At 70.3% G+C, this 18,120-nt stretch carries 15 protein-coding genes; 7 read left to right on the forward strand and 8 right to left on the reverse strand.

Annotated elements, in window-relative coordinates; all coding sequences use genetic code 11:
* Nucleotide 1: 1 nt before the first annotated feature.
* Together ACFW48_RS04375 and ACFW48_RS04380 are read right to left on the reverse strand one after the other, a co-directional pair.
* Nucleotides 2–868: an acyl-CoA thioesterase II gene (locus ACFW48_RS04375; protein ID WP_337305086.1), complete on the reverse strand. Its 867-nt coding sequence runs from the start codon at nucleotides 866–868 to the stop codon at nucleotides 2–4.
* Nucleotides 869–887: 19 nt separating this feature from the next.
* Nucleotides 888–3,401: a DEAD/DEAH box helicase gene (locus ACFW48_RS04380; RefSeq protein WP_386310393.1), complete on the reverse strand. Its 2,514-nt coding sequence runs from the start codon at nucleotides 3,399–3,401 to the stop codon at nucleotides 888–890.
* 145 nt (nucleotides 3,402–3,546) lie between these two features.
* On the opposite strand from ACFW48_RS04380, the gene ACFW48_RS04385 reads away from it, so the two are divergent.
* Entirely contained in the window at nucleotides 3,547–4,341 is a 795-nt protein-coding gene (locus ACFW48_RS04385; protein ID WP_375916079.1) for a metal-dependent hydrolase, read from the forward strand.
* Between the two features lie 23 nt (nucleotides 4,342–4,364).
* Here the strand turns inward: ACFW48_RS04385 and ACFW48_RS04390 are convergent, their stop codons facing one another.
* From ACFW48_RS04390 to ACFW48_RS04405, 4 genes are all read right to left on the reverse strand, one after another.
* Nucleotides 4,365–4,637, reverse strand: a complete 273-nt coding sequence (locus ACFW48_RS04390) for a type B 50S ribosomal protein L31 (protein WP_310874615.1) — start codon at nucleotides 4,635–4,637, stop codon at nucleotides 4,365–4,367.
* Between the two features lie 63 nt (nucleotides 4,638–4,700).
* Entirely contained in the window at nucleotides 4,701–5,171 is a 471-nt protein-coding gene (locus tag ACFW48_RS04395) for a DUF5709 domain-containing protein (RefSeq protein ID WP_386310396.1), read from the reverse strand.
* Nucleotides 5,172–5,655: 484 nt separating this feature from the next.
* Complete coding sequence (locus tag ACFW48_RS04400; protein WP_386310398.1) at nucleotides 5,656–7,437, reverse strand: ABC transporter ATP-binding protein; 1,782 nt, start codon at nucleotides 7,435–7,437, stop codon at nucleotides 5,656–5,658.
* Nucleotides 7,434–9,329 carry an ABC transporter ATP-binding protein gene (locus ACFW48_RS04405; RefSeq protein WP_386310399.1) on the reverse strand — a complete coding sequence of 632 codons (1,896 nt, stop codon included), beginning with the start codon at nucleotides 9,327–9,329 and terminating at the stop codon, nucleotides 7,434–7,436. Before ACFW48_RS04405 ends, ACFW48_RS04400 begins: the two co-directional genes overlap by 4 nt.
* Before the next feature lie 183 nt (nucleotides 9,330–9,512).
* Here ACFW48_RS04405 and ACFW48_RS04410 point away from each other — a divergent pair, with 183 nt between their 5' ends.
* On the forward strand, nucleotides 9,513–10,271 hold the full coding sequence (locus ACFW48_RS04410; protein WP_386310401.1) for a hypothetical protein: 759 nt from the start codon (nucleotides 9,513–9,515) through the stop codon (nucleotides 10,269–10,271).
* A gap of 16 nt (nucleotides 10,272–10,287) precedes the next feature.
* Here the strand turns inward: ACFW48_RS04410 and ACFW48_RS04415 are convergent, their stop codons facing one another.
* A complete protein-coding gene (locus ACFW48_RS04415; RefSeq protein WP_386310403.1) occupies nucleotides 10,288–10,749 on the reverse strand; it encodes a MarR family winged helix-turn-helix transcriptional regulator in 462 nt (153 codons plus the stop codon).
* Nucleotides 10,750–10,890: 141 nt separating this feature from the next.
* Here ACFW48_RS04415 and ACFW48_RS04420 point away from each other — a divergent pair, with 141 nt between their 5' ends.
* On the forward strand, nucleotides 10,891–12,693 hold the full coding sequence (locus ACFW48_RS04420) for an ABC transporter ATP-binding protein (RefSeq protein ID WP_386310405.1): 1,803 nt from the start codon (nucleotides 10,891–10,893) through the stop codon (nucleotides 12,691–12,693).
* 43 nt (nucleotides 12,694–12,736) lie between these two features.
* On the forward strand, nucleotides 12,737–13,603 hold the full coding sequence (mltG, locus tag ACFW48_RS04425; protein ID WP_386310407.1) for an endolytic transglycosylase MltG: 867 nt from the start codon (nucleotides 12,737–12,739) through the stop codon (nucleotides 13,601–13,603).
* A 12-nt stretch (nucleotides 13,604–13,615) separates the two neighbouring features.
* Here mltG and ACFW48_RS04430 read toward each other — a convergent pair whose 3' ends face one another.
* Nucleotides 13,616–14,695 carry an NAD(P)-binding domain-containing protein gene (locus ACFW48_RS04430; protein WP_386310409.1) on the reverse strand — a complete coding sequence of 360 codons (1,080 nt, stop codon included), beginning with the start codon at nucleotides 14,693–14,695 and terminating at the stop codon, nucleotides 13,616–13,618.
* 139 nt (nucleotides 14,696–14,834) lie between these two features.
* Between ACFW48_RS04430 and ACFW48_RS04435 the strand changes: the two genes are divergently transcribed.
* The 3 genes from ACFW48_RS04435 to ACFW48_RS04445 all read left to right on the forward strand — a co-directional run bounded on the left by ACFW48_RS04435 (nucleotide 14,835) and on the right by ACFW48_RS04445 (nucleotide 17,679).
* Nucleotides 14,835–15,257 carry a YjbQ family protein gene (locus ACFW48_RS04435; protein WP_386310411.1) on the forward strand — a complete coding sequence of 141 codons (423 nt, stop codon included), beginning with the start codon at nucleotides 14,835–14,837 and terminating at the stop codon, nucleotides 15,255–15,257.
* Nucleotides 15,258–15,355: 98 nt separating this feature from the next.
* Nucleotides 15,356–16,879, forward strand: coding sequence for a recombinase family protein (locus tag ACFW48_RS04440; RefSeq protein ID WP_386310413.1), 1,524 nt, complete (start codon nucleotides 15,356–15,358; stop codon nucleotides 16,877–16,879).
* A 137-nt stretch (nucleotides 16,880–17,016) separates the two neighbouring features.
* Nucleotides 17,017–17,679, forward strand: coding sequence for a hypothetical protein (locus ACFW48_RS04445; RefSeq protein ID WP_386310414.1), 663 nt, complete (start codon nucleotides 17,017–17,019; stop codon nucleotides 17,677–17,679).
* Nucleotides 17,680–18,120 lie beyond the last annotated feature (441 nt).

An 18,120-nucleotide genomic window follows, 5' to 3' on the forward strand; every position in this document is an offset into this window, starting at 1 on the left:
CCTACAGGGCCCGGAACAGCCCTTCCTGGACGACGGACACCAGCATGCGCCCCTCCGCGTCATAGATCCGTCCCCGCGCCAGGCCCCGTCCACCGGTCGCGATCGGCGACTCCTGGTCGTACAGGAACCACTCGTCCGCGCGGAACGGCCGGTGGAACCACATGGCGTGGTCCAGCGACGCCATGTCGAAGCCCCGTGGACCCCACAGAGGTTCCACCGGGATGCGTACGGCGTCCAGGAGGGTCATGTCACTGGCGTAGGTCAGGGCGCAGGTGTGCACCAGAGGGTCGTCGCCGAGCGGACCGACGGCGCGCATCCACACCGCGCTGCGGGGCTCGGCGCCCTCGACCTCCTCGGCGCTCCAGCGCAGCCGGTCCACGTAGCGGATGTCGAAGGGCTGGCGGCGGGCCATCCGCTCGAACTGCTCCGGCAGCGCGCCCAGGTGCTCCCGCACCTCGTCGGTGACCGTCGGCAGGGACTCGGGATCCGGGACCTTGCGGGCCGGAGGCAACTGGTGCTCGAAACTCCCCTGCTCAGGCTTGTGAAAGGAGGCGGTGAGCGTGAAGATCGTGCGGCCCTGCTGCACGGCGGTGACCCGGCGGGTCGTGAACGACCGCCCGTCCCGGTCCCGTTCGACCTGGTACACGATCGGTACGCCCGGGCGTCCCGGGCGCAGGAAGTACGCGTGCAGCGAGTGCACCGGGCGGTCGCCCTCAGTGGTGCGGCCCGCGGCGACCAGCGCCTGGCCGGCCACCTGGCCGCCGAAGACCCGCTGCAGCGACTCCTCGGGGCTGCGGCCCCGGAAGATGTTGACCTCGATCTGCTCCAGGTCGAGCAGGGCGACGAGGCTCTCGGCCGGATTCGTCATGGGTGGGATTCTCCTGTGCTCACAGCTGGCCGACATCGGTGACGCGGACGACCGCGCGGCCCTCCGCGTCGGAGGCCGTGAGGTCGACCTCCGCGCTGATGCCCCAGTCGTGGTCGTCGTTCGGGTCGTCGAAGATCTGGCGTACGCGCCACAGGCCGTTCTGCGGCTCCTCCTCGATCACCAGCAGCTTGGGGCCGCGGGCATCGGGGCCGGTGCCGAGGTCCTCGTACTCGTCCCAGTACTGGTCCATGGCCTCGCCCCACGCGTCGGCGTCCCAGCCGGCGTCGGCGTCCATCTCGCCCAGCGCGTCGACCTGGTCGAGGGCGGCGAGCTCGACACGGCGGAACATAGCGTTGCGGACCAGGACACGGAAGGCGCGTGCGTTGGCGGTGACCGGCCGCACCTGGTCGGCCTTCTCCTGCGCCTCCTCGGCGGTCATCTCCGCCGGGTTGGCGAGCTGCTCCCACTCGTCCAGCAGGCTGGAGTCGACCTGGCGCACCATCTCACCGAGCCACTCGATCAGATCCTGCAGGTCGTCGGACTTCAGGTCGTCCGGGACGGTGTGGTCGAGGGCCTTGTAGGCGCTCGCCAGGTAGCGCAGCACGATGCCCTCGGTGCGGGCCAGTTCGTAGTGGGAGACCAGCTCCGTGAATGTCAGCGCCCGCTCGTACATGTCCCGGATGACCGACTTCGGGGACAGCGGATGGTCACCGACCCACGGGTGGCTCCTGCGGTACGTGTCGTAGGCGTGGAAGAGCAGCTCCTCCAGGGGCTTCGGGTACGTGATGTCCTGGAGGCGCTCCATGCGCTCCTCGTACTCGACGCCGTCCGCCTTCATCGCGGCCACGGCCTCACCGCGCGCCTTGTTCTGCTGGGCGGCGAGGATCTGCCGCGGGTCGTCCAGGGTGGACTCCACGACCGACACCATGTCCAGCGCGTACGACGGCGACTCCGGGTCCAGCAGCTCGAAGGCGGCCAGGGCGAACGTGGACAGCGGCTGGTTCAGTGCGAAGTCCTGCTGCAGGTCCACCGTGAGACGCACGACGCGGCCCTCGGCGTCGGGCTGGTCGAGCTTCTCGACGATGCCGCCGCCCAGCAGCGAGCGGTAGATGGCGATCGCCCGCCGGATGTGCCGGAGCTGCTGCTTGCGCGGCTCGTGGTTGTCCTCCAGCAGGTGCCGCATCGCCTTGAAGGCGTCGCCGGGCCGGGCGATCACCGACAGCAGCATGGTGTGCGTGACTCGGAAGCGGGACGACAGCGGCTCCGGCTCGGAGGTGATGAGCTTGTCGAACGTGCTTTCCGACCAGGCCACGAAGCCCTCGGGTGCCTTCTTGCGGACGACCTTGCGCCGCTTCTTCGGGTCGTCACCGGCCTTGGCGAGCGCCTTCTCGTTCTCGACGACGTGCTCGGGTGCCTGGGCGACGACGAAACCCTCCGTGTCGAACCCCGCGCGCCCGGCCCGGCCGGCGATCTGGTGGAACTCCCGGGCCCTCAGCGTGCGCACCCGCGTGCCGTCGTACTTGGTCAGCGCCGTGAACAGCACGGTCCGGATGGGGACGTTGACGCCCACGCCGAGCGTGTCCGTTCCGCAGATCACCTTCAGCAGGCCGGCCTGCGCGAGCTTCTCCACCAGCCGCCGGTACTTGGGCAGCATGCCGGCGTGGTGGACACCGATGCCGTGCCGGACGTAGCGGGAGAGATTGCGGCCGAACTTCGTGGTGAAGCGGAAGTTGCCGATCAGCTCGGCGATCCGCTCCTTCTCCTCCCGCGTGCACATGTTGATGCTCATCAGCGCCTGCGCCCGCTCCACGGCCTGAGCCTGCGTGAAGTGCACGATGTAGACGGGGGCCTGCCGGGCCGCGAGCAGGTCGGTGAGCGTCTCGGTGAGCGGCGTGTAGCGGAACTCGTAGGAGAGCGGCACGGGCCGGGTCGCCGAGCGGACCACCGCTGTGGGGCGGCCGGTGCGGCGCGCGAGGTCCTTCTCGAAGAAGGAGACGTCACCGAGCGTGGCCGACATCAGGACGAACTGGGCCTGTGGCAGCTCCAGCAGGGGAATCTGCCACGCCCAGCCGCGGTCCGGTTCCGCGTAGAAGTGGAACTCGTCCATGACGACCTGGCCGATGTCCGCGTGCTTGCCGTCACGCAGCGCGATCGACGCCAGGACCTCGGCGGTGCAGCAGATGACGGGGGCGTCGGAGTTCACGGAGGCGTCGCCGGTCAGCATGCCGACGTTCTCGGTGCCGAAGATCTTGCACAGCTCGAAGAACTTCTCCGACACCAGCGCCTTGATCGGAGCCGTGTAGAAGGTGACCTCGTCCCGGGCAAGTGCGGCGAAGTGGGCGCCCGCCGCGATCATGCTCTTGCCGGAGCCGGTGGGCGTCGACACGATCACGTTCGCGCCGGAGACCGCCTCGATCAGCGCCTCCTCCTGATGGGGGTAGAGCGTGAGACCGCGCTCCTGGGCCCACGCCTCGAAGGCTTCGTACAGGGCATCGGGGTCGGCGGTCCGCGGCAGCTGATCGATGAGGGTCACGCACCCATCTTGCCTGGCCTCGGCCGTCATGGGGGAATCGGCTGTCCGCGTGAAGATCACGAACGCTACGCTGGGTCGCCGACGAGGCATCAGCGGACGCGGACAACTGCACAGCGGAACACGAGGAATGGGGCGGGCAACGGCGATGATGGGACCAGCACACTCACTGTCGGGCGCCGCGGCGTGGCTCGGCGTCGGGGCGGCGACCGCCGCCGCAGGGCACTCGATGCCCTGGCCGGTGCTGCTCGCCGGAGCCCTGATCTGTGCCGGAGCGGCGCTGGCCCCGGATCTCGACCACAAGGCGGCCACCATCTCCCGGGCCTTCGGACCGGTCTCGCGGGGGCTGTGCGAAATCGTCGACAAGTTGTCGTACGCCGTCTACAAGGCCACGAAGAAACAGGGCGACCCGCGCCGCTCCGGCGGGCACCGCACGCTGACGCACACCTGGCTGTGGGCGGTCCTGATCGGCGGGGGCACTTCGGTCCTGGCCATCACGGGTGGCCGCTGGGCGGTCCTGGCGATCCTCTTCGTGCACATGGTGCTCGCGATCGAGGGTCTGCTCTGGCGGGCGACCCGCGGCTCCAGCAGCGACGTACTGGTGTGGCTGCTGGCCGGGACCAGCGCGTGGATCCTCGCCGGGATACTGGACAAGCCGGACGGGGGCGCGGACTGGCTGTTCACCGCGCCGGGCCAGGAGTACCTGTGGCTGGGACTGCCGATCGTGCTCGGCGCGCTGGTGCACGACATCGGGGACGCGCTGACCGTCTCGGGCTGCCCCATACTCTGGCCGATACCCGTGGGCCGCAAGCGCTGGTACCCCATCGGCCCGCCGAAGGCCATGCGGTTCCGGGCGGGCAGCTGGGTGGAGCTGAAGGTGCTGATGCCGGCGTTCATGCTGCTCGGGGGAGTGGGCGGCGCGGCGGCACTCAACTTCATCTGAGGGATGAGCGGGGTCCGGCCCGCTCAGCCGGTCCCGTCGGCACCCTGCCCCTCGCCTTGGCCGTAGCGCCTCTCGAAGCGGGCGACACGCCCTTCCGAGTCCACCGTCCGCGCCTTGCCCGTGTAGAAGGGGTGGCTCTCCGAGGAGATCTCCACGTCCACCACCGGGTAGGTCTCGCCGTCGTCCCACGCGATGGTCTGGTCGCTGGTCGCGGTGGACCGGGTGAGGAAGGCGTACCCGGCGCCGCGGTCGCGGAAGACGACGGGCCGGTAGTCGGGATGCTTGTCCTGCTGCATGGCTGCTCCTCATACGGCGCGGATCATCTGGGCGACGGCACGCGAACGCCGTCGTCGGTGGCGTCAGCCGGGCAGGGAGTCCTCGTCGACGACGTGCATCGCGGCCTCCTCGGCGGAGGCGGCCGCGCCGTCGATGCCCACGTCCATGGCGACCAGCGCCGGCTCCTCGTCCTCGTGCGTCCCCTCGTCGGGTGCCACGAGCCGGCCGGAGCGGTCCGCGCCGACCTCGTTGTCCAGCAGTTCCCCGTCGGTGCCCTCGGAGTCGCCCAGCCCGTCGCCGTCGGGTGCGAGCACGTCCGGCCGTTCCTCGGCGAGCCGCTGCTCCAGCGTCTCGCCCCGGTGCCGTTCGGCGGCCGTCACACCGGTGTGCTCCACTGCCCAGGGGCGCTCGGGCGGGGACCAGCCCCGGTCAAGAGGATCGGTGACACCGTCGTACTCGAGGGTGTCCTCGCCGTCGAGCAGACCGGTGTCCTCCCGCTGCTCGGATCCGTCGGGCTGGTAGACGTCATCTCCCCATCCGTCGGCGCTGTTCACGGGTACCTCCAGGGGGTGGGGACGGGCCCCTTCTCGCCGTGGACCGCGGCGGGCCGCCGCTGCACGGGGCACAGGCGTCACCCGTCTCGGAACCGCACGGTTCCCGGGCCTACCCCGAGCCGGTGCCTCCTCCCAGACTTCCACTCCCGTTCGGGACCGCGCAACGGCACGGCAGCCGACCGGCGCCCCGGCACCCTTGACCCACCGGGCCGGCCAGAGGCCGCTCGGGCCCCGGAGCACCAGTGGGCCCCGGCCGAGCATCCGCGGGCCCCGGACGAACACGGCAGCTCCCTGGACGAGTACCGGCAGTTCCCGGCCGAGCACCGACAGTTCCTCGGACAAGCACCGACGACGCCCCGGCGCCCCGATCAGAGGCCAACCGCGTCCAACCGCAGCCAGCCGCCACCAACCACGACCGGCGACGCCGGCCACGGCCCGGGCGGCGCGTGTCGCCCCTCCCGGGCCGTCGACGAGTGGAGTGTGATCACCCGTGCCACGACCGCCACAGCGCCGCGTAGGCGCCGTCCGCCGCGACGAGCTCGTCGTGGCTTCCCAGCTCGCTGATCCGGCCCTTCTCGACGACGGCGATGACGTCAGCGTCGTGGGCGGTGTGCAGACGGTGGGCGATCGCGACCACCGTGCGGCCGTCCAGGACCCTGGCCAGGGACCGTTCGAGGTGGCGCGCGGCTCGCGGGTCGAGCAGGGACGTCGCCTCGTCCAGCACCAGGGTGTGCGGGTCGGCCAGCACCAGACGGGCCAGCGCGATCTGCTGGGCCTGGGCGGGGGTGAGCGCGAAGCCGCCCGAGCCGACCTCGGTGTCCAGGCCCTCGTCGAGAGCGCGGGACCAGTCGTCCGCGTCGACCGCGCCCAGCGCCGCCCACAGCTCGGCGTCGGTGGCGCCGGTTCTGGCGAGGCGGAGGTTGTCGCGCAGGGAGCCCACGAAGACGTGGTGCTCCTGGTTGACGAGGGCGACGTGCGAGCGGACCCGTTCGGCCGACATCCGGGACAGCTCCGCGCCGCCCAGGGTGATCCGGCCGTCGCGGGGACCGTAGATGCCGGCCAGCAGCCTGCCCAGCGTGGACTTGCCGGCGCCCGAGGGGCCGACCAGGGCGAGCCTCGTGCCGGGGGCGACCTCCAGCGACACCTTGCGCAGGACGTCGACGCCCTCGACGTAACCGAAGTGCACGCGGTCGGCGTGCACCTGTCGTCCGTCGGGAGTCAGGGAAAGGTCACCGGCGTCCGGCTCGATGTCCCGCACGCCCACCAGCCGGGCCAGGGACACCTGCGCCACCTGGAGCTCGTCGTACCAGCGCAGGATGATGCCGACCGGGTCGACGAGCATCTGCGCGATCAGTGCCGCGGTGGTCAGCTGACCGACCCCGATCCAGCCCTGCAGCACGAACACACCGCCGATCAGCAGAACGGAGGCGAGCACGGTCACATGGGTGACGTTGATGACCGGGAAGAGCACCGACCGCAGCCAGAGCGTGTATCGCTCCCAGGCCGTCCACTCCTTGATACGGCGCTCCGACAGTTCGATGCGACGGGCGTCCAGGCGGTGCGACTCGACGGTGCGCCCGGCGTCCACGGTCTCGGCGAGCGCCGCGGCCACGGCGGCGTACCCGGCGGCCTCCGAGCGGTAGGCGGAGGGCGCCCGCCGGAAGTACCAGCGGCAGCCGATCACCAGCAGCGGCACCGCGATGAGCACCGCGGGTGCCAGCGGCGGAGCCGTGACCACGAGCCCGCCGAGCAGCAGCACCACCCACACCACGCCGATCGCCAGTTGGGGCACGGCCTCGCGCATGGCGTTGGCGAGCCGGTCGATGTCGGTCGTGATCCGGGAGAGCAGGTCGCCCGTGCCGGCCCGTTCCAGCACGCCGGGCGGCAGCCCGACCGACCGCACGAGGAAGTCCTCGCGCAGATCGGCCAGCATCCGCTCGCCGAGCATGGCCCCGCGCAGCCGCACCTCCCGCACGAACACGGCCTGGACGGCGAGCGCGAGCACGAACACCGTGGCCGTGAGGCCGAGGTGCAACTCACGTGCGTCGTCCGACACTCGTTCCACGAGCCCGCCCAGCAGGTAGGGACCCGCCATCGAGGCGATCACGGCGACGGTGTTGACGCTGACGAGGAAGAGGAACGCACGGCGGTGCCGGCGCAGCAGTTCTCCCGCGTACGCGCGTACGGTCGCGGGCGCGCCGACGGGCAGGGTGCTCGCCGTCGTCGGGGCCGCCGGGTCGTACGACGGTGGCGCGACGCCGATCATGCCGTCTCCTCGATCTCTTCCAGTCGGTGCAGTACGTGGTCGTCGCCGAGGACGTCGTCGTCCAGGGCCTTGCCCAGGGCCCTGGCCGGCTGGTCCCCGGCCGGCGTCCCGTCTCCGTGCGTCCCGTCCCCGTGCGTCCCGTCCCCGCGCGTCGCGGTCTCCTCGTCGGTCTCGCGGGTCACCACCGCCCGGTACCGGGGCTCGGTGTGCAGCAGTTCGCGGTGCGCGCCGACCGCCGCCACCCCGCCGTCGTGCAGGAACACGATCCGGTCCGCGCGGTCCAGCAGCAGCGGAGACGAGGTGAACACCACCGTGGTGCGTCCCGCGCGCAAGGTACGCACCCCCTGTGCGATCCGTGCCTCGGTGTGCGAGTCCACGGCGGAGGTCGGTTCGTCGAGGACGAGTGCCTCCGGGTCCGTGATCAGCGACCGGGCCAGCGCCAGCCGTTGGCGCTGGCCGCCCGACAGCGAGCGGCCCCGCTCGGTGATGCGGGCGTCCATCGGGTCGTCGGCGCCGAGTGATCCCTGTGCGAGTGCCGCCAGTACGTCGTCGCACTGGGCGGCGGCCAGCGCGTCCTCGGCGCCGACCGCACCGGAAGCGGGTACGTCGAGCAGCTCACGCAGTGTGCCGGAGAGGAGTACCGGGTCCTTGTCCTGGACCAGGACGGCGGTGCGCGCGGATTTCAGCGGCAGTTCGTCGAGCGGCACCCCGCCCAGCAGGGCCGACGTGCCCTCCTCCGACGGGTGCCCACCGAGTCGTTCCGCCAGGCGCCCGGCCTCGTCGGGGTCGCCGCACACCACGGCGGTGAACCGGCCCGCGGGGGCGAGGAGACCGGTGGTGGGGTCGTACAGGTCCCCGGTCGGGACCTCGGCGGCGCGCGACCCCGCGGTGTCGGTGGCCCGTTCCAGCGCGAGCACCCGTGCGGCCCGCTTGGCCGAGGGCCGGGAGAAGGAGTACGCCATGGCGATCTCCTCGAAGTGCCTGAGCGGGTAGGTGAGGATCATGACGGAGCTGTAGACCGTGACGAGTTCACCGACACCGATGCGGCCCTCGCGGGCCAGGTGGACGCCGTGCCACACCACCGCGATCAGCAGCAGTCCCGGCAGCATTACCTGGATCGCGGAGATCAGGGACCACATGCGGGCGCTGCGCACGGCAGCGTGGCGCACCTCCTGGGAGGCGCTGCGGTAGCGGTCGAGGAAGAGTTCCTCACCGCCGATACCGCGGAGCACGCGCAGTCCCGCGACGGTGTCCGAGGCCAGTTCGGTGGCGCGGCCCGCCTTCTCGCGCTGGACGTCGGCCCGCCGGGTGGCCCGGGGCAGCAGGGGCAGTACCGCGAGGGCGAGCACCGGCAGGCCCAGGATCACGACGACGCCGAGCGCCGGCTCGTAGACGACCAGGGCCACACAGACCAGCACGATGGTCAGCGCCGCCGCGGTGAAGCGGGAGACGGCCTCCACGAACCAGCCGATCTTCTCGACGTCGCCGGTGGAGACGGCCACGACCTCGCCGGCCGCGACGCGCCGGGTCAGCGCCGATCCCAGCAGCGCGGTCTTGCGGGCCAGCAACTGCTGGACGCGGGCCGCGGCGGTGATCCAGTTGGTGACGGCGGCGCGGTGCAGGAAGGTGTCGCCGATCGCGTTGCCGGCGCAGCACAGCACCATGACGCCGCCCGCGAGGGCGAGCCGGGTGCCGGAACGGTCGACGACGGCCTGGATGGCGAGACCGACGCAGAACGGCAGGGCGGAGACGGAGGCGAAGTGCAGCAGGCCCCAGGCCAGCGACTTGAGTTGTCCACCCAGCTGGTTGCGGAACAGCCACCACAGGAATCGGGGCCCCGAGCGTGCGTCCGGCACACCCGGGTCGGGAAACGGAAGGTCTTGGATCTGCATGACGTCCCAGTGGCTCGTGTCAGGGGGTGCCGTTGCAACACGGCATCGAGAGGCTGCAAACCGTGAAAGGTTCGCGTCGCGGAGTGCCCAAAATCAAGCGGTTTTCCGCGGTGGGGTACGAATCCGGCTGCCGCCCGTCGCACCGCTCCGGCGCTGGACCGGTGCGAGTGCGACCATTGACCGATGCGGAGCGGTGGTGCACGGCGTACGGCGGTCGCGATGGTGGCCCTTGGATCCCTGATGACGGCGCTGTCCGCATGCGGTGGCCCGTCCGGGCGCGGCGCGGACGGCTCGGCGAGCGATCCCGCCGACGACGGCGCGGGCCGAAGCAGTGCCCTCACGGCCGACCCGACACGGATCCCCGGCGTCGGCGACCGGCTCCAGCGCCGCATCCCGGCGGACTCCGGGCAGGTCGTCGCGGTGTACGGCGACGGCAGCGACTCCGCCGATTCGACGGTGGTGCTGTACACGAAGCGGGGTTCCGCCTGGCACCGCGCCCGCAGTTGGGCGGCGCACAACGGAACGAAGGGGTGGACGACCGACCACCACGAGAACGACAAGCGCAGCCCCGTAGGCGTGTTCACACTGAGCGACGCGGGCGGCGTCCTTCCGGACCCGGACCCGTCCCCCGGCACCGGCCTGCCGTACACCCGGTCCGCCGCCTTCGCCGCACCGAGGTGGTGGGACACGTCGTACTGGCACGACTTCGACTACGTCATCGCCATCGACTACAACCGGGTCAAGGGCACCCCGCCGAACGATCCGACGCGCCCCGAGGGCGCGTCCAAGGGCGGTGGGATCTGGCTGCATATGGACCACGGCAGCGGGACTTCGGCCTGCGTCAGCCTGCCCAAGCCGGCGATGGAGTACCTGTTGCGCACGCTGGACCCGGACCGGCACCCGGTGGCGGTCATGGGGGACAGGGCGCACCTGAAGGCCTGAGAGGCGCGACTCCCGGTCACTCCGTCCGACGGCCCGGCCCGGGACAGGGGCCGTCGATCAGCGCGTCCAACAGCCCGCCGAGCACCGCGCGCTGCTCGTCCGTCAGCGGGGCGAGGATCTCCTCCGCCGCGGACCGGCGCGCGCCGTGCAGTTCCCGCAGGGCCGTACGCCCGTCGGCGGTCAGCTCGATCCGGATCACCCGGCGATTGGCCGGGTCCGGGGCCCGGCGCACCTTCCCGGCCGCCTCCAGTCCGTCGACCAGCGTCGTCACCGCCCGGGGCACGACCTCCAGGCGCTCGGCCAGATCGGCCATGCGGGGCGGCGAGCCGTAGTGCGCCAGGGTGCGCAGCAGCCGGGACTGGGCCGGCGTGATGCCGAGGTCGCGGTGTTCGAGATGGCGCTTCTGGATGCGGTGCACCCGGCGGGTGAGCCGCAGCAACTGCTCGGCGAGCGGGCCGTCGGAATCGGGGGCGGTCATACGGGAACAATAACAGGACGACGTTCATTGTGAGTATAGGTAACAATGAGCTACGATCCGAAAGGTCGCCGGCACTCTGCGAAGGTTGCCATCCGCAGTCGTCGCCGGCCTCCCCCCCCAGCCGACCCCCCGTAGGAGCCCATGCACCCCGACCACGAAACCGCCTGGACCGCACCCGCCGACGCGGAGGAACAACCGCGGCAGGTGCGTCGCATACTGAGACTCTTCCGGCCCTACCGCGGCCGCCTCGCGGTCGTCGGACTGCTCGTCGGTGCCGCGTCGCTCGTCTCGGTCGCCACCCCCTTCCTGCTGAAGGAGATCCTCGACGTCGCGATCCCCGAGGGGCGCACGGGCCTGCTGAGCCTGCTCGCCCTCGGCATGATCCTCGGCGCCGTCCTGACCAGCGTCTTCGGCGTGCTGCAGACGCTGATCTCCACGACCGTCGGCCAGCGCGTCATGCACGACCTGCGCACCGCCGTCTACGGCCGGCTGCAGCGGATGTCCCTCGCCTTCTTCACCCGCACCCGCACCGGCGAGGTCCAGTCCCGCATCGCCAACGACATCGGCGGCATGCAGGCCACCGTCACCTCCACGGCGACCTCCCTGGTCTCCAACCTCACCAGCGTGGTCGCCACGATCGCCGCCATGGTCGTCCTCGACTGGCGCCTGACCGTCGTCTCGCTGCTCCTGCTCCCCGTCTTCGTGTGGATCAGCCGCCGCGTCGGCAGGGAACGCAGGAAGATCACCACGCGGCGGCAGAAGCAGATGGCCGCGATGGCCGCCACGGTCACCGAGTCGCTCTCCGTCAGCGGCATCCTGCTCGGCCGCACCATGGGCCGCTCCGACTCGCTCACCCGCGCCTTCTCCGACGAGTCCGAGAGCCTGGTCGACCTGGAAGTGAAGTCGAACATGGCGGGCCGCTGGCGGATGGCCGTCATCACGATCGTCATGGCGGCCATGCCGGCCGTCATCTACTGGACCGCGGGCCTCGCGCTGCAACTCGGTGGCCCGGACGTCTCCCTCGGCACGATCGTCGCCTTCGTCTCGCTCCAGCAGGGGCTGTTCCGCCCGGCCGTGAGCCTGCTGTCGACCGGCGTCCAGATCCAGGCATCGCTCGCGCTCTTCCAGCGCATCTTCGAGTACCTCGACCTGCCGATCGACATCACCGAGCGGGACGGCGCCGTCCACCTCGACCACGTCAAGGGCGAGGTCCGCTTCGAGAACGTCGAGTTCCGCTACGACGGCAAGAGCGGCCCGATCCTCGACGGCATCGACATCACCGTCCCCGCCGGCAGCAGTCTCGCCGTCGTCGGCCCGACCGGCGCCGGCAAGTCCACGCTCGGTCACCTGGTGCCGCGCCTGTACGACGTGACGGACGGCCGGGTCACCCTCGACGGGGTCGACGTGCGCGACCTCGACTTCGACACCCTCGCCCGTGCCGTCGGAGTCGTCTCCCAGGAGACGTACCTCTTCCACGCCTCGGTCGCCGAGAACCTGCGCTTCGCCAAACCGGACGCCACCGACGCGGAACTGGAGGCGGCGGCGCGGGCCGCCCAGATCCACGAGCACATCAACGCCCTGCCCGACGGCTACGAAACGGTGGTCGGCGAGCGCGGACACCGTTTCTCCGGCGGTGAGAAACAGCGCCTGGCCATCGCCCGCACCATCCTCCGCGACCCGCCCGTCCTCGTCCTGGACGAGGCGACCAGCGCGCTGGACACCCGCACCGAGGCCGCCGTGCAGGACGCCATCGACGCCCTGTCCGCCAACCGCACCACGATCACCATCGCGCACCGCCTGTCCACCGTCCGGGACGCCGACCGGATCGTGGTCCTCGACTCCGGTCGCCTGGCCGAACAGGGCAGGCACGAGGAACTGCTGGAGCGGGACGGGCGGTACGCGGCCCTGGTCCGCCGGGACGCCCGTCTGGAGCCGACAAGATGACGATATGCCGGGTTTGTGTGCGAATGGGGGTTACCGTGCCCGCATGCAGACGAACACTCCGCGACGGAGCACGAGAGGCACCAGGAGAACGATCCGACTGACGCGCCGGGGCCGCATCGCCCTGATCGTGACCGGCGCCGTCGTGGCCGGTACCGCCGTGGCGGTGCCGCTGCTGACGACGGACGACGAGGGCGAGTCCCGTCCCACGTCCCTGGTGATCCCGGAGGGCTGGCGCGCGACCCAGGTCTACGAGGCCGTCGACAAGACCCTCGCCCTGCCCCCCGGCACCACCAAGAAGTCCCTCGCCAAGGCCAACCTCAAGCTGCCGAACGACGCCGAGGGCAACCCCGAGGGCTATCTCTTCCCGGCGACCTATCCGCTCGGCGAGAACCCGACGCCGGAGAAACTGCTGACGGCCATGGTCGACACGGCGAACAAGAAGTTCACCGGCGCGCCGATCGCCGCGGGCGCCCAGCGCAACGCGCTGAACGTCTACCAGGCGGTCACCATCGCCAGCATCGTGCAGGCGGAGGCCGCCGCCAAGGAGGACATGGGCAAGGTGGCCCGGGTGGTCTTCAACCGGCTGGAACGCGGTATGCCGCTGCAGATGGACTCCACCATCAACTACGCCCTGGGCCGTTCCACCCTGGAGACCACCACCAAGGACACCAGGATCGACAGTCCCTACAACTCGTACCAGCGCATGGGGCTGCCGCCCACCCCCATCGACAACCCCGGCGACGAGGCGATGAGTGCCGCGATCAATCCGACACCCGGCGACTGGCTGTACTTCGTCACGGTCAAGCCGGGCGACACCCGCTTCACCGCCGACTACGCCGAGCACCAGCGCAACGTCGCCGAGTTCAACCGCATCCAGGAGAGCGCCTCGAAGGAGGCCGAGGCCACGTGACCGGGCGGGGCGTCACGCGGCGACCGGCGCCCGCTCGGCCAACAGCCGCCTGATGTCCCGTACGGCCGCGCGTCCGGCCCGGCTTGCGCCGATGGTGCTGGCCGACGGACCGTAGCCGACGAGGTGGATCCGCGGGTCGGCGACCGCGCGCGTCCCCTCGACACGGATACCGCCGCCGGCCTCCCGCAGCCGCAGCGGCCTCAGATGCTCGATGGCGGCCCGGAAACCGGTCGCCCACAGGATGACGTCCGCGGCCACCCGCCGCCCGTCGCTCCACTCGACCCCCTCGGGTGTGATCCGGTCGAACATGGGCTGCCGGTCCAGCGCACCCGACTCCAGCCCCGCCCGGATCGCGTCGTTCAGCGGCAGCCCGGTCACCGACACCACGCTCTTCGGCGGCAGCCCCCGCCGCACCCGCTCCTCCACCAGCGCCACCGCGGCCCGGCCCGCCTCCTCGTCGAAGGGCCCCTCGCGGAAGACGGGGGGCCGCCTGGTCACCCACGTGGTGGCCGCGGCGTGCGGGGCGATCTCCAGCAGGTGCTGCGTCCCCGAGGCTCCCCCGCCCACCACGACCACGCGCTGCCCGGCGAACTCCTCGGGACCGGCGTAGCGCGCCGTGTGCAGCTGCCGCCCCCGGAAGGTCTCCTGGCCCGGATAGCGCGGCCAGAAGGGCCGGTCCCAGGTGCCGGTGGCGTTGATGAGAGCCCGCGTCGACCAGGTTCCCGCCGACGTCTCGACGAGCAGCCGCCCATCCGTCCCCTCGCGCACCGCACGGACGTCGACGGGCCGCCGTACCCGCAGGTCGAAGGCCCGCTCGTACGCCTCGAAGTACTCACCGACCACCTCGGCGGACGGCCGCGCCGGGTCCGCGCCGGTCAGCTCCATCCCCGGCAGCGAGTGCATGCCGTGCACCTTGCCGTACGTCAGCGACGGCCAGCGGAACTGCCAGGCGCCGCCCGGCGCGGGGGAGTGGTCGACCACCACGAAGTCGCGTTCCGGCTCGAACCCGGTGCGCCGCAGGTGATGCGCCGCGGCGAGCCCCGCCTGTCCGGCACCGATGACGACGACCTCGACCTCGCGTGTGTTGTTCACGCTTCTACCAACGGAGCGGCGGGCCTCGATCTTCCCCCCCCGTCCCGTCCAGCCCGCCCAGTCCGCCCAGTCCGCCCAGGGCGATCCCGGTACCCGACGTTCCCGCGCCCGGCCCGCCGCGTACGTCAGGATGGGAGACATGCCAGATGCCTTCACCACCCGAGTCCTGAACCTCGCCACCGGCTCAGCGGAGCGTGTCGCCGACATCACCGGTGACTGCGAGTCCTTCCTGCGCGAGGCGGCGGCCGGCCGCGACGGCCTCCTCAACGTCTTCGTCCCGCACGCCACGGCCGGGATCGCGGTCATCGAGACGGGCGCGGGCAGCGACGACGACCTGCTCGCCGCCCTGCACACCCTGCTCCCCGCCGACGACCGCTGGCAGCACCGCCACGGCAGCCCCGGCCACGGCCGCGACCACGTCCTGCCCGCCTTCGTACCCCCGCACGCGACCCTGCCGGTGATCGGCGGACGCCTGGAACTCGGAACCTGGCAGTCGGTGTGCCTGGTGGACACCAATAAAGACAATGTCAACCGTCAGGTTCGACTGAGCTTCCTGGGGTGAGCTTGCTGGCTTGAGCAAGATCGTCCTGGGTGTGGCCGCCAAATCTCCGTACCTTGCGTGTTCGAAACGGAGATGTCTTGCGCGGTACGGACCTGAACATGATCGAACGCCCCTACGACGGATGCGGGAAGTGCCTGCTAGGCGTGCGACGTCTGTCGCGGATGAAGCTCGCGACATCGTCGCCGGAGCGGCAACGGGAGGACGTGCTGACCGCTGCCGCGTCTGTCGGGGGCCACATCATCGGCTGGGCCGATGACTGGGAGGTGTCGGGCGCCACCGACCCGATGACCCGGCCGAAACTGGGCCCGTGGCTTCGCGATGAGGGGGGTCCTTACGACGGGCTGGTGGCTGCAGCCGTGGATCGGCTCGGCCGCAACGTCGTGGACTGCCTGAACACTGGCTACAAGATGCGTGACGAGGGGAAGCTGCTCGTCACCTACGGGCATGACGGTCCGTGGGATCTGGATGACCAGGTCGACGAGAACCGCTTCACCATGGAGGCATGGGGTGCGCAGATGGAACTGCGGGCCATCCAGCGTCGAAACCGCAGCGCTACGGAGAAGACGCGGGCAGCGGGACGCCCGAAGGGGAAGCCTTCTTACGGGTTCCAGTACGTGCGGACCGTCATGGGCGGCAAGATCGATCACGTCGTCCTGCATCCGCATGCCTCGACTGTCATCCGTAGCGTCGCCCGTCGCATCCTGGCTGATCCCGAGAACGTCACACCCAGCAGTGAGGCGGCCCGCCTGAGCCGTGCCGGAGAGCTGTCACCCGCTGACCACTTGGCTGTCATGTACGGAAAGCCGGCAGGCGGTCGCTCCTGGCAGCCGACAAGTCTGAAGAACATCCTTCTGTCTGAGGCGGCCCTGGGCTACTTGATGCACCAGGGCAAACCAGTGATCGACCGAGACGGAAACCCCGTGCGGCTCTGTGAGGGCTTGTGGGACCGTCCGGCTCACGAGGCATTGAAGAAGGCGCTGGCTCCCCGGCGGACACCCTGGATCGGCCGTCGCACAAACCGGGATTACATGCTCACGGAGCTGGCGCTGTGCGGCCAGTGTCACAACCGGCTGTACACGCAGACGTCCCGCGATCAGCCGCCTCGATACGTGTGCACTGTCCGGAACAAGGGATGGCTGAGCGCGAAGGACTGTCGGCCTGCGCCGCTGATACGGATGCAGCTGCTGGACGCGTATGTCGAGGAGTGGTTCCTGCAGAGGTTCGGCGACGGAATGATCTTCGAGACGGTCTACGACGAGGGGAACGGTGTGGCGGAACGCATCGCCGAACTCCGGGCCAGTCGGGAGCGCCTGCGCGCTGACCGCGAGGCTGGGCTCTATGACGCGCTAGATGACGCCGCCTGGTTCCGGGAGAAGTATGCGGCGATGGGACAAGAACTGGCGGAACTTGAACTGGAGCCGGAACGCCTGCCGGGTATGGTCCGGCGGCCGACGGGAGAGACCGTGCAGGACCGCTGGGACAAAGCGCTGGATGTTCAGGCACGTAAGGAGATCCTCATGGACTTCGGTGTGCGGGTCGCTCTCTATCCGAAGACAGCACCGGTGCGATGGGTGGCGGGCGTAGTGCATGGACCTGCACGGGATCCAGCGGGCGTCGCATGAAGTCTGGCGGTCCGCTACATCGCATGTGATGCGAGGGCTTGCATGGGGCCTCGCACTACATGAGAAGACCGGCGCAGCCAAACTCCAGAACCTGTGGACCATGGGATCCTCGAAATTCCGAGGGTGGGAGTTCTGGCATGGCCCAGATGCACGGGCGTGAAAAACTCGTCGGTCAGATCACGGCGGAAGAGTGGAAGACCGGGCGAGCGGCAGCACGTCGCTCCTGGCTTTTGACCACCAAGAGCAAGGAAGTCGCGGAGCGCGTTTCCGAGCTGTATCAGGGAGAAGTAGTGTGTGCAGCTTCCGGAGGCGACCGCTATACCCGGAAGCTCCACGCAGAAGGCATCGCGGTGATTGTCGCCGGTGTGGCCGACGTCAGGCCTTGGCTTGCTCTGGAAAACGAAGGGGGCCTCGTCCACGCCTGCGACGGTTCGAGGTACCTTCCGCCGATGCTGGACGAGGGGGCGCCTTGCGGGTGCCCCGATAACCCCTTTGAACGCAGGGCGGCCGCGCGGTCTGGGGCGGGACCAAAGCCTGATGTTTGTCTGGTCTTCAGCCTAGCGGCAGCTCCGGGGCTGGGTGAGTTCTCGTTTCGGTCGTCGGCATGGCAGTTGTATGAATCGTTGGAATCGGTGTCTCACAAGGTGGGGCGAACTGCCGGACCAGTGCAGATGGAGTTGGTTCTTCGAGAGCAGAGCTTGGCGACCAGGTCGGGGGTCGATGTCTCGTTCACGTACCCGGAGGTGCACTCTGTGCGACGCCTTTCGGTGACGAAAGCCGGTCTGCATCTCGCTGCCTGAGGGGGAGAGGAGCAAGGTAGCCCGGGCTTCGCCATCAGTTCGCCGAGGCGACCGGCCGGAGGAACGTGCCCGTCCGGATGCTGTGGCGAAACTTGCACCGTGCCCACCGTCGAGCTCGTCACCTGTCCTGCCATCATGCAGAACAAAACCCGGCGTATAGCTCGGCTCGTCTGCCGCTACCTGCGGCTTTGCCGCGGAAAGGGCCTCTGACCTGCGTCGGAGGCCCTTTCCGGTCTTTCAGGGGCTTGCCGCGTTAGGCCGCGAAAAGTCCCTCGGAAGTCCCTCGGACAGCGCTGAAAGTCCCTGAAAAGTCCCTGGGATGGAGAGACAGGTGGATGACCCGCGGGGAACTGCCACGCATCGCCGTTCGCAGCCGGGCGAGCATTCTCGTGCTGAGCCAACGGCGTGGCGGACCTCCGTCCGCGCCTCGGGAGGTGTATA

The sequence above is a fragment of the Streptomyces sp. NPDC058812 genome (assembly GCF_042744565.1).
Classification (GTDB): Bacteria; Actinomycetota; Actinomycetes; order Streptomycetales; family Streptomycetaceae; genus Streptomyces; species Streptomyces thinghirensis.

Excerpts from the sequence above, each read along its gene's own strand:
- ACFW48_RS04390 (WP_310874615.1), bottom strand. The coding sequence starts at position 4,637 with ATGCAGCAGGACAAGCATCCCGACTACCGGCCCGTCGTCTTCCGCGAC.
- ACFW48_RS04375 (WP_337305086.1), bottom strand. The coding sequence starts at position 868 with ATGACGAATCCGGCCGAGAGCCTCGTCGCCCTGCTCGACCTGGAGCAG.
- ACFW48_RS04385 (WP_375916079.1), top strand. The coding sequence starts at position 3,547 with ATGATGGGACCAGCACACTCACTGTCGGGCGCCGCGGCGTGGCTCGGC.
- ACFW48_RS04415 (WP_386310403.1), bottom strand. The coding sequence starts at position 10,749 with ATGACCGCCCCCGATTCCGACGGCCCGCTCGCCGAGCAGTTGCTGCGG.
- mltG (WP_386310407.1), top strand. The coding sequence starts at position 12,737 with ATGCAGACGAACACTCCGCGACGGAGCACGAGAGGCACCAGGAGAACG.
- ACFW48_RS04435 (WP_386310411.1), top strand. The coding sequence starts at position 14,835 with ATGCCAGATGCCTTCACCACCCGAGTCCTGAACCTCGCCACCGGCTCA.
- ACFW48_RS04405 (WP_386310399.1), bottom strand. The coding sequence starts at position 9,329 with ATGCAGATCCAAGACCTTCCGTTTCCCGACCCGGGTGTGCCGGACGCA.
- ACFW48_RS04440 (WP_386310413.1), top strand. The coding sequence starts at position 15,356 with ATGATCGAACGCCCCTACGACGGATGCGGGAAGTGCCTGCTAGGCGTG.
- ACFW48_RS04410 (WP_386310401.1), top strand. The coding sequence starts at position 9,513 with ATGCGGAGCGGTGGTGCACGGCGTACGGCGGTCGCGATGGTGGCCCTT.
- ACFW48_RS04420 (WP_386310405.1), top strand. The coding sequence starts at position 10,891 with ATGCACCCCGACCACGAAACCGCCTGGACCGCACCCGCCGACGCGGAG.
- ACFW48_RS04445 (WP_386310414.1), top strand. The coding sequence starts at position 17,017 with ATGGCCCAGATGCACGGGCGTGAAAAACTCGTCGGTCAGATCACGGCG.
- ACFW48_RS04400 (WP_386310398.1), bottom strand. The coding sequence starts at position 7,437 with ATGATCGGCGTCGCGCCACCGTCGTACGACCCGGCGGCCCCGACGACG.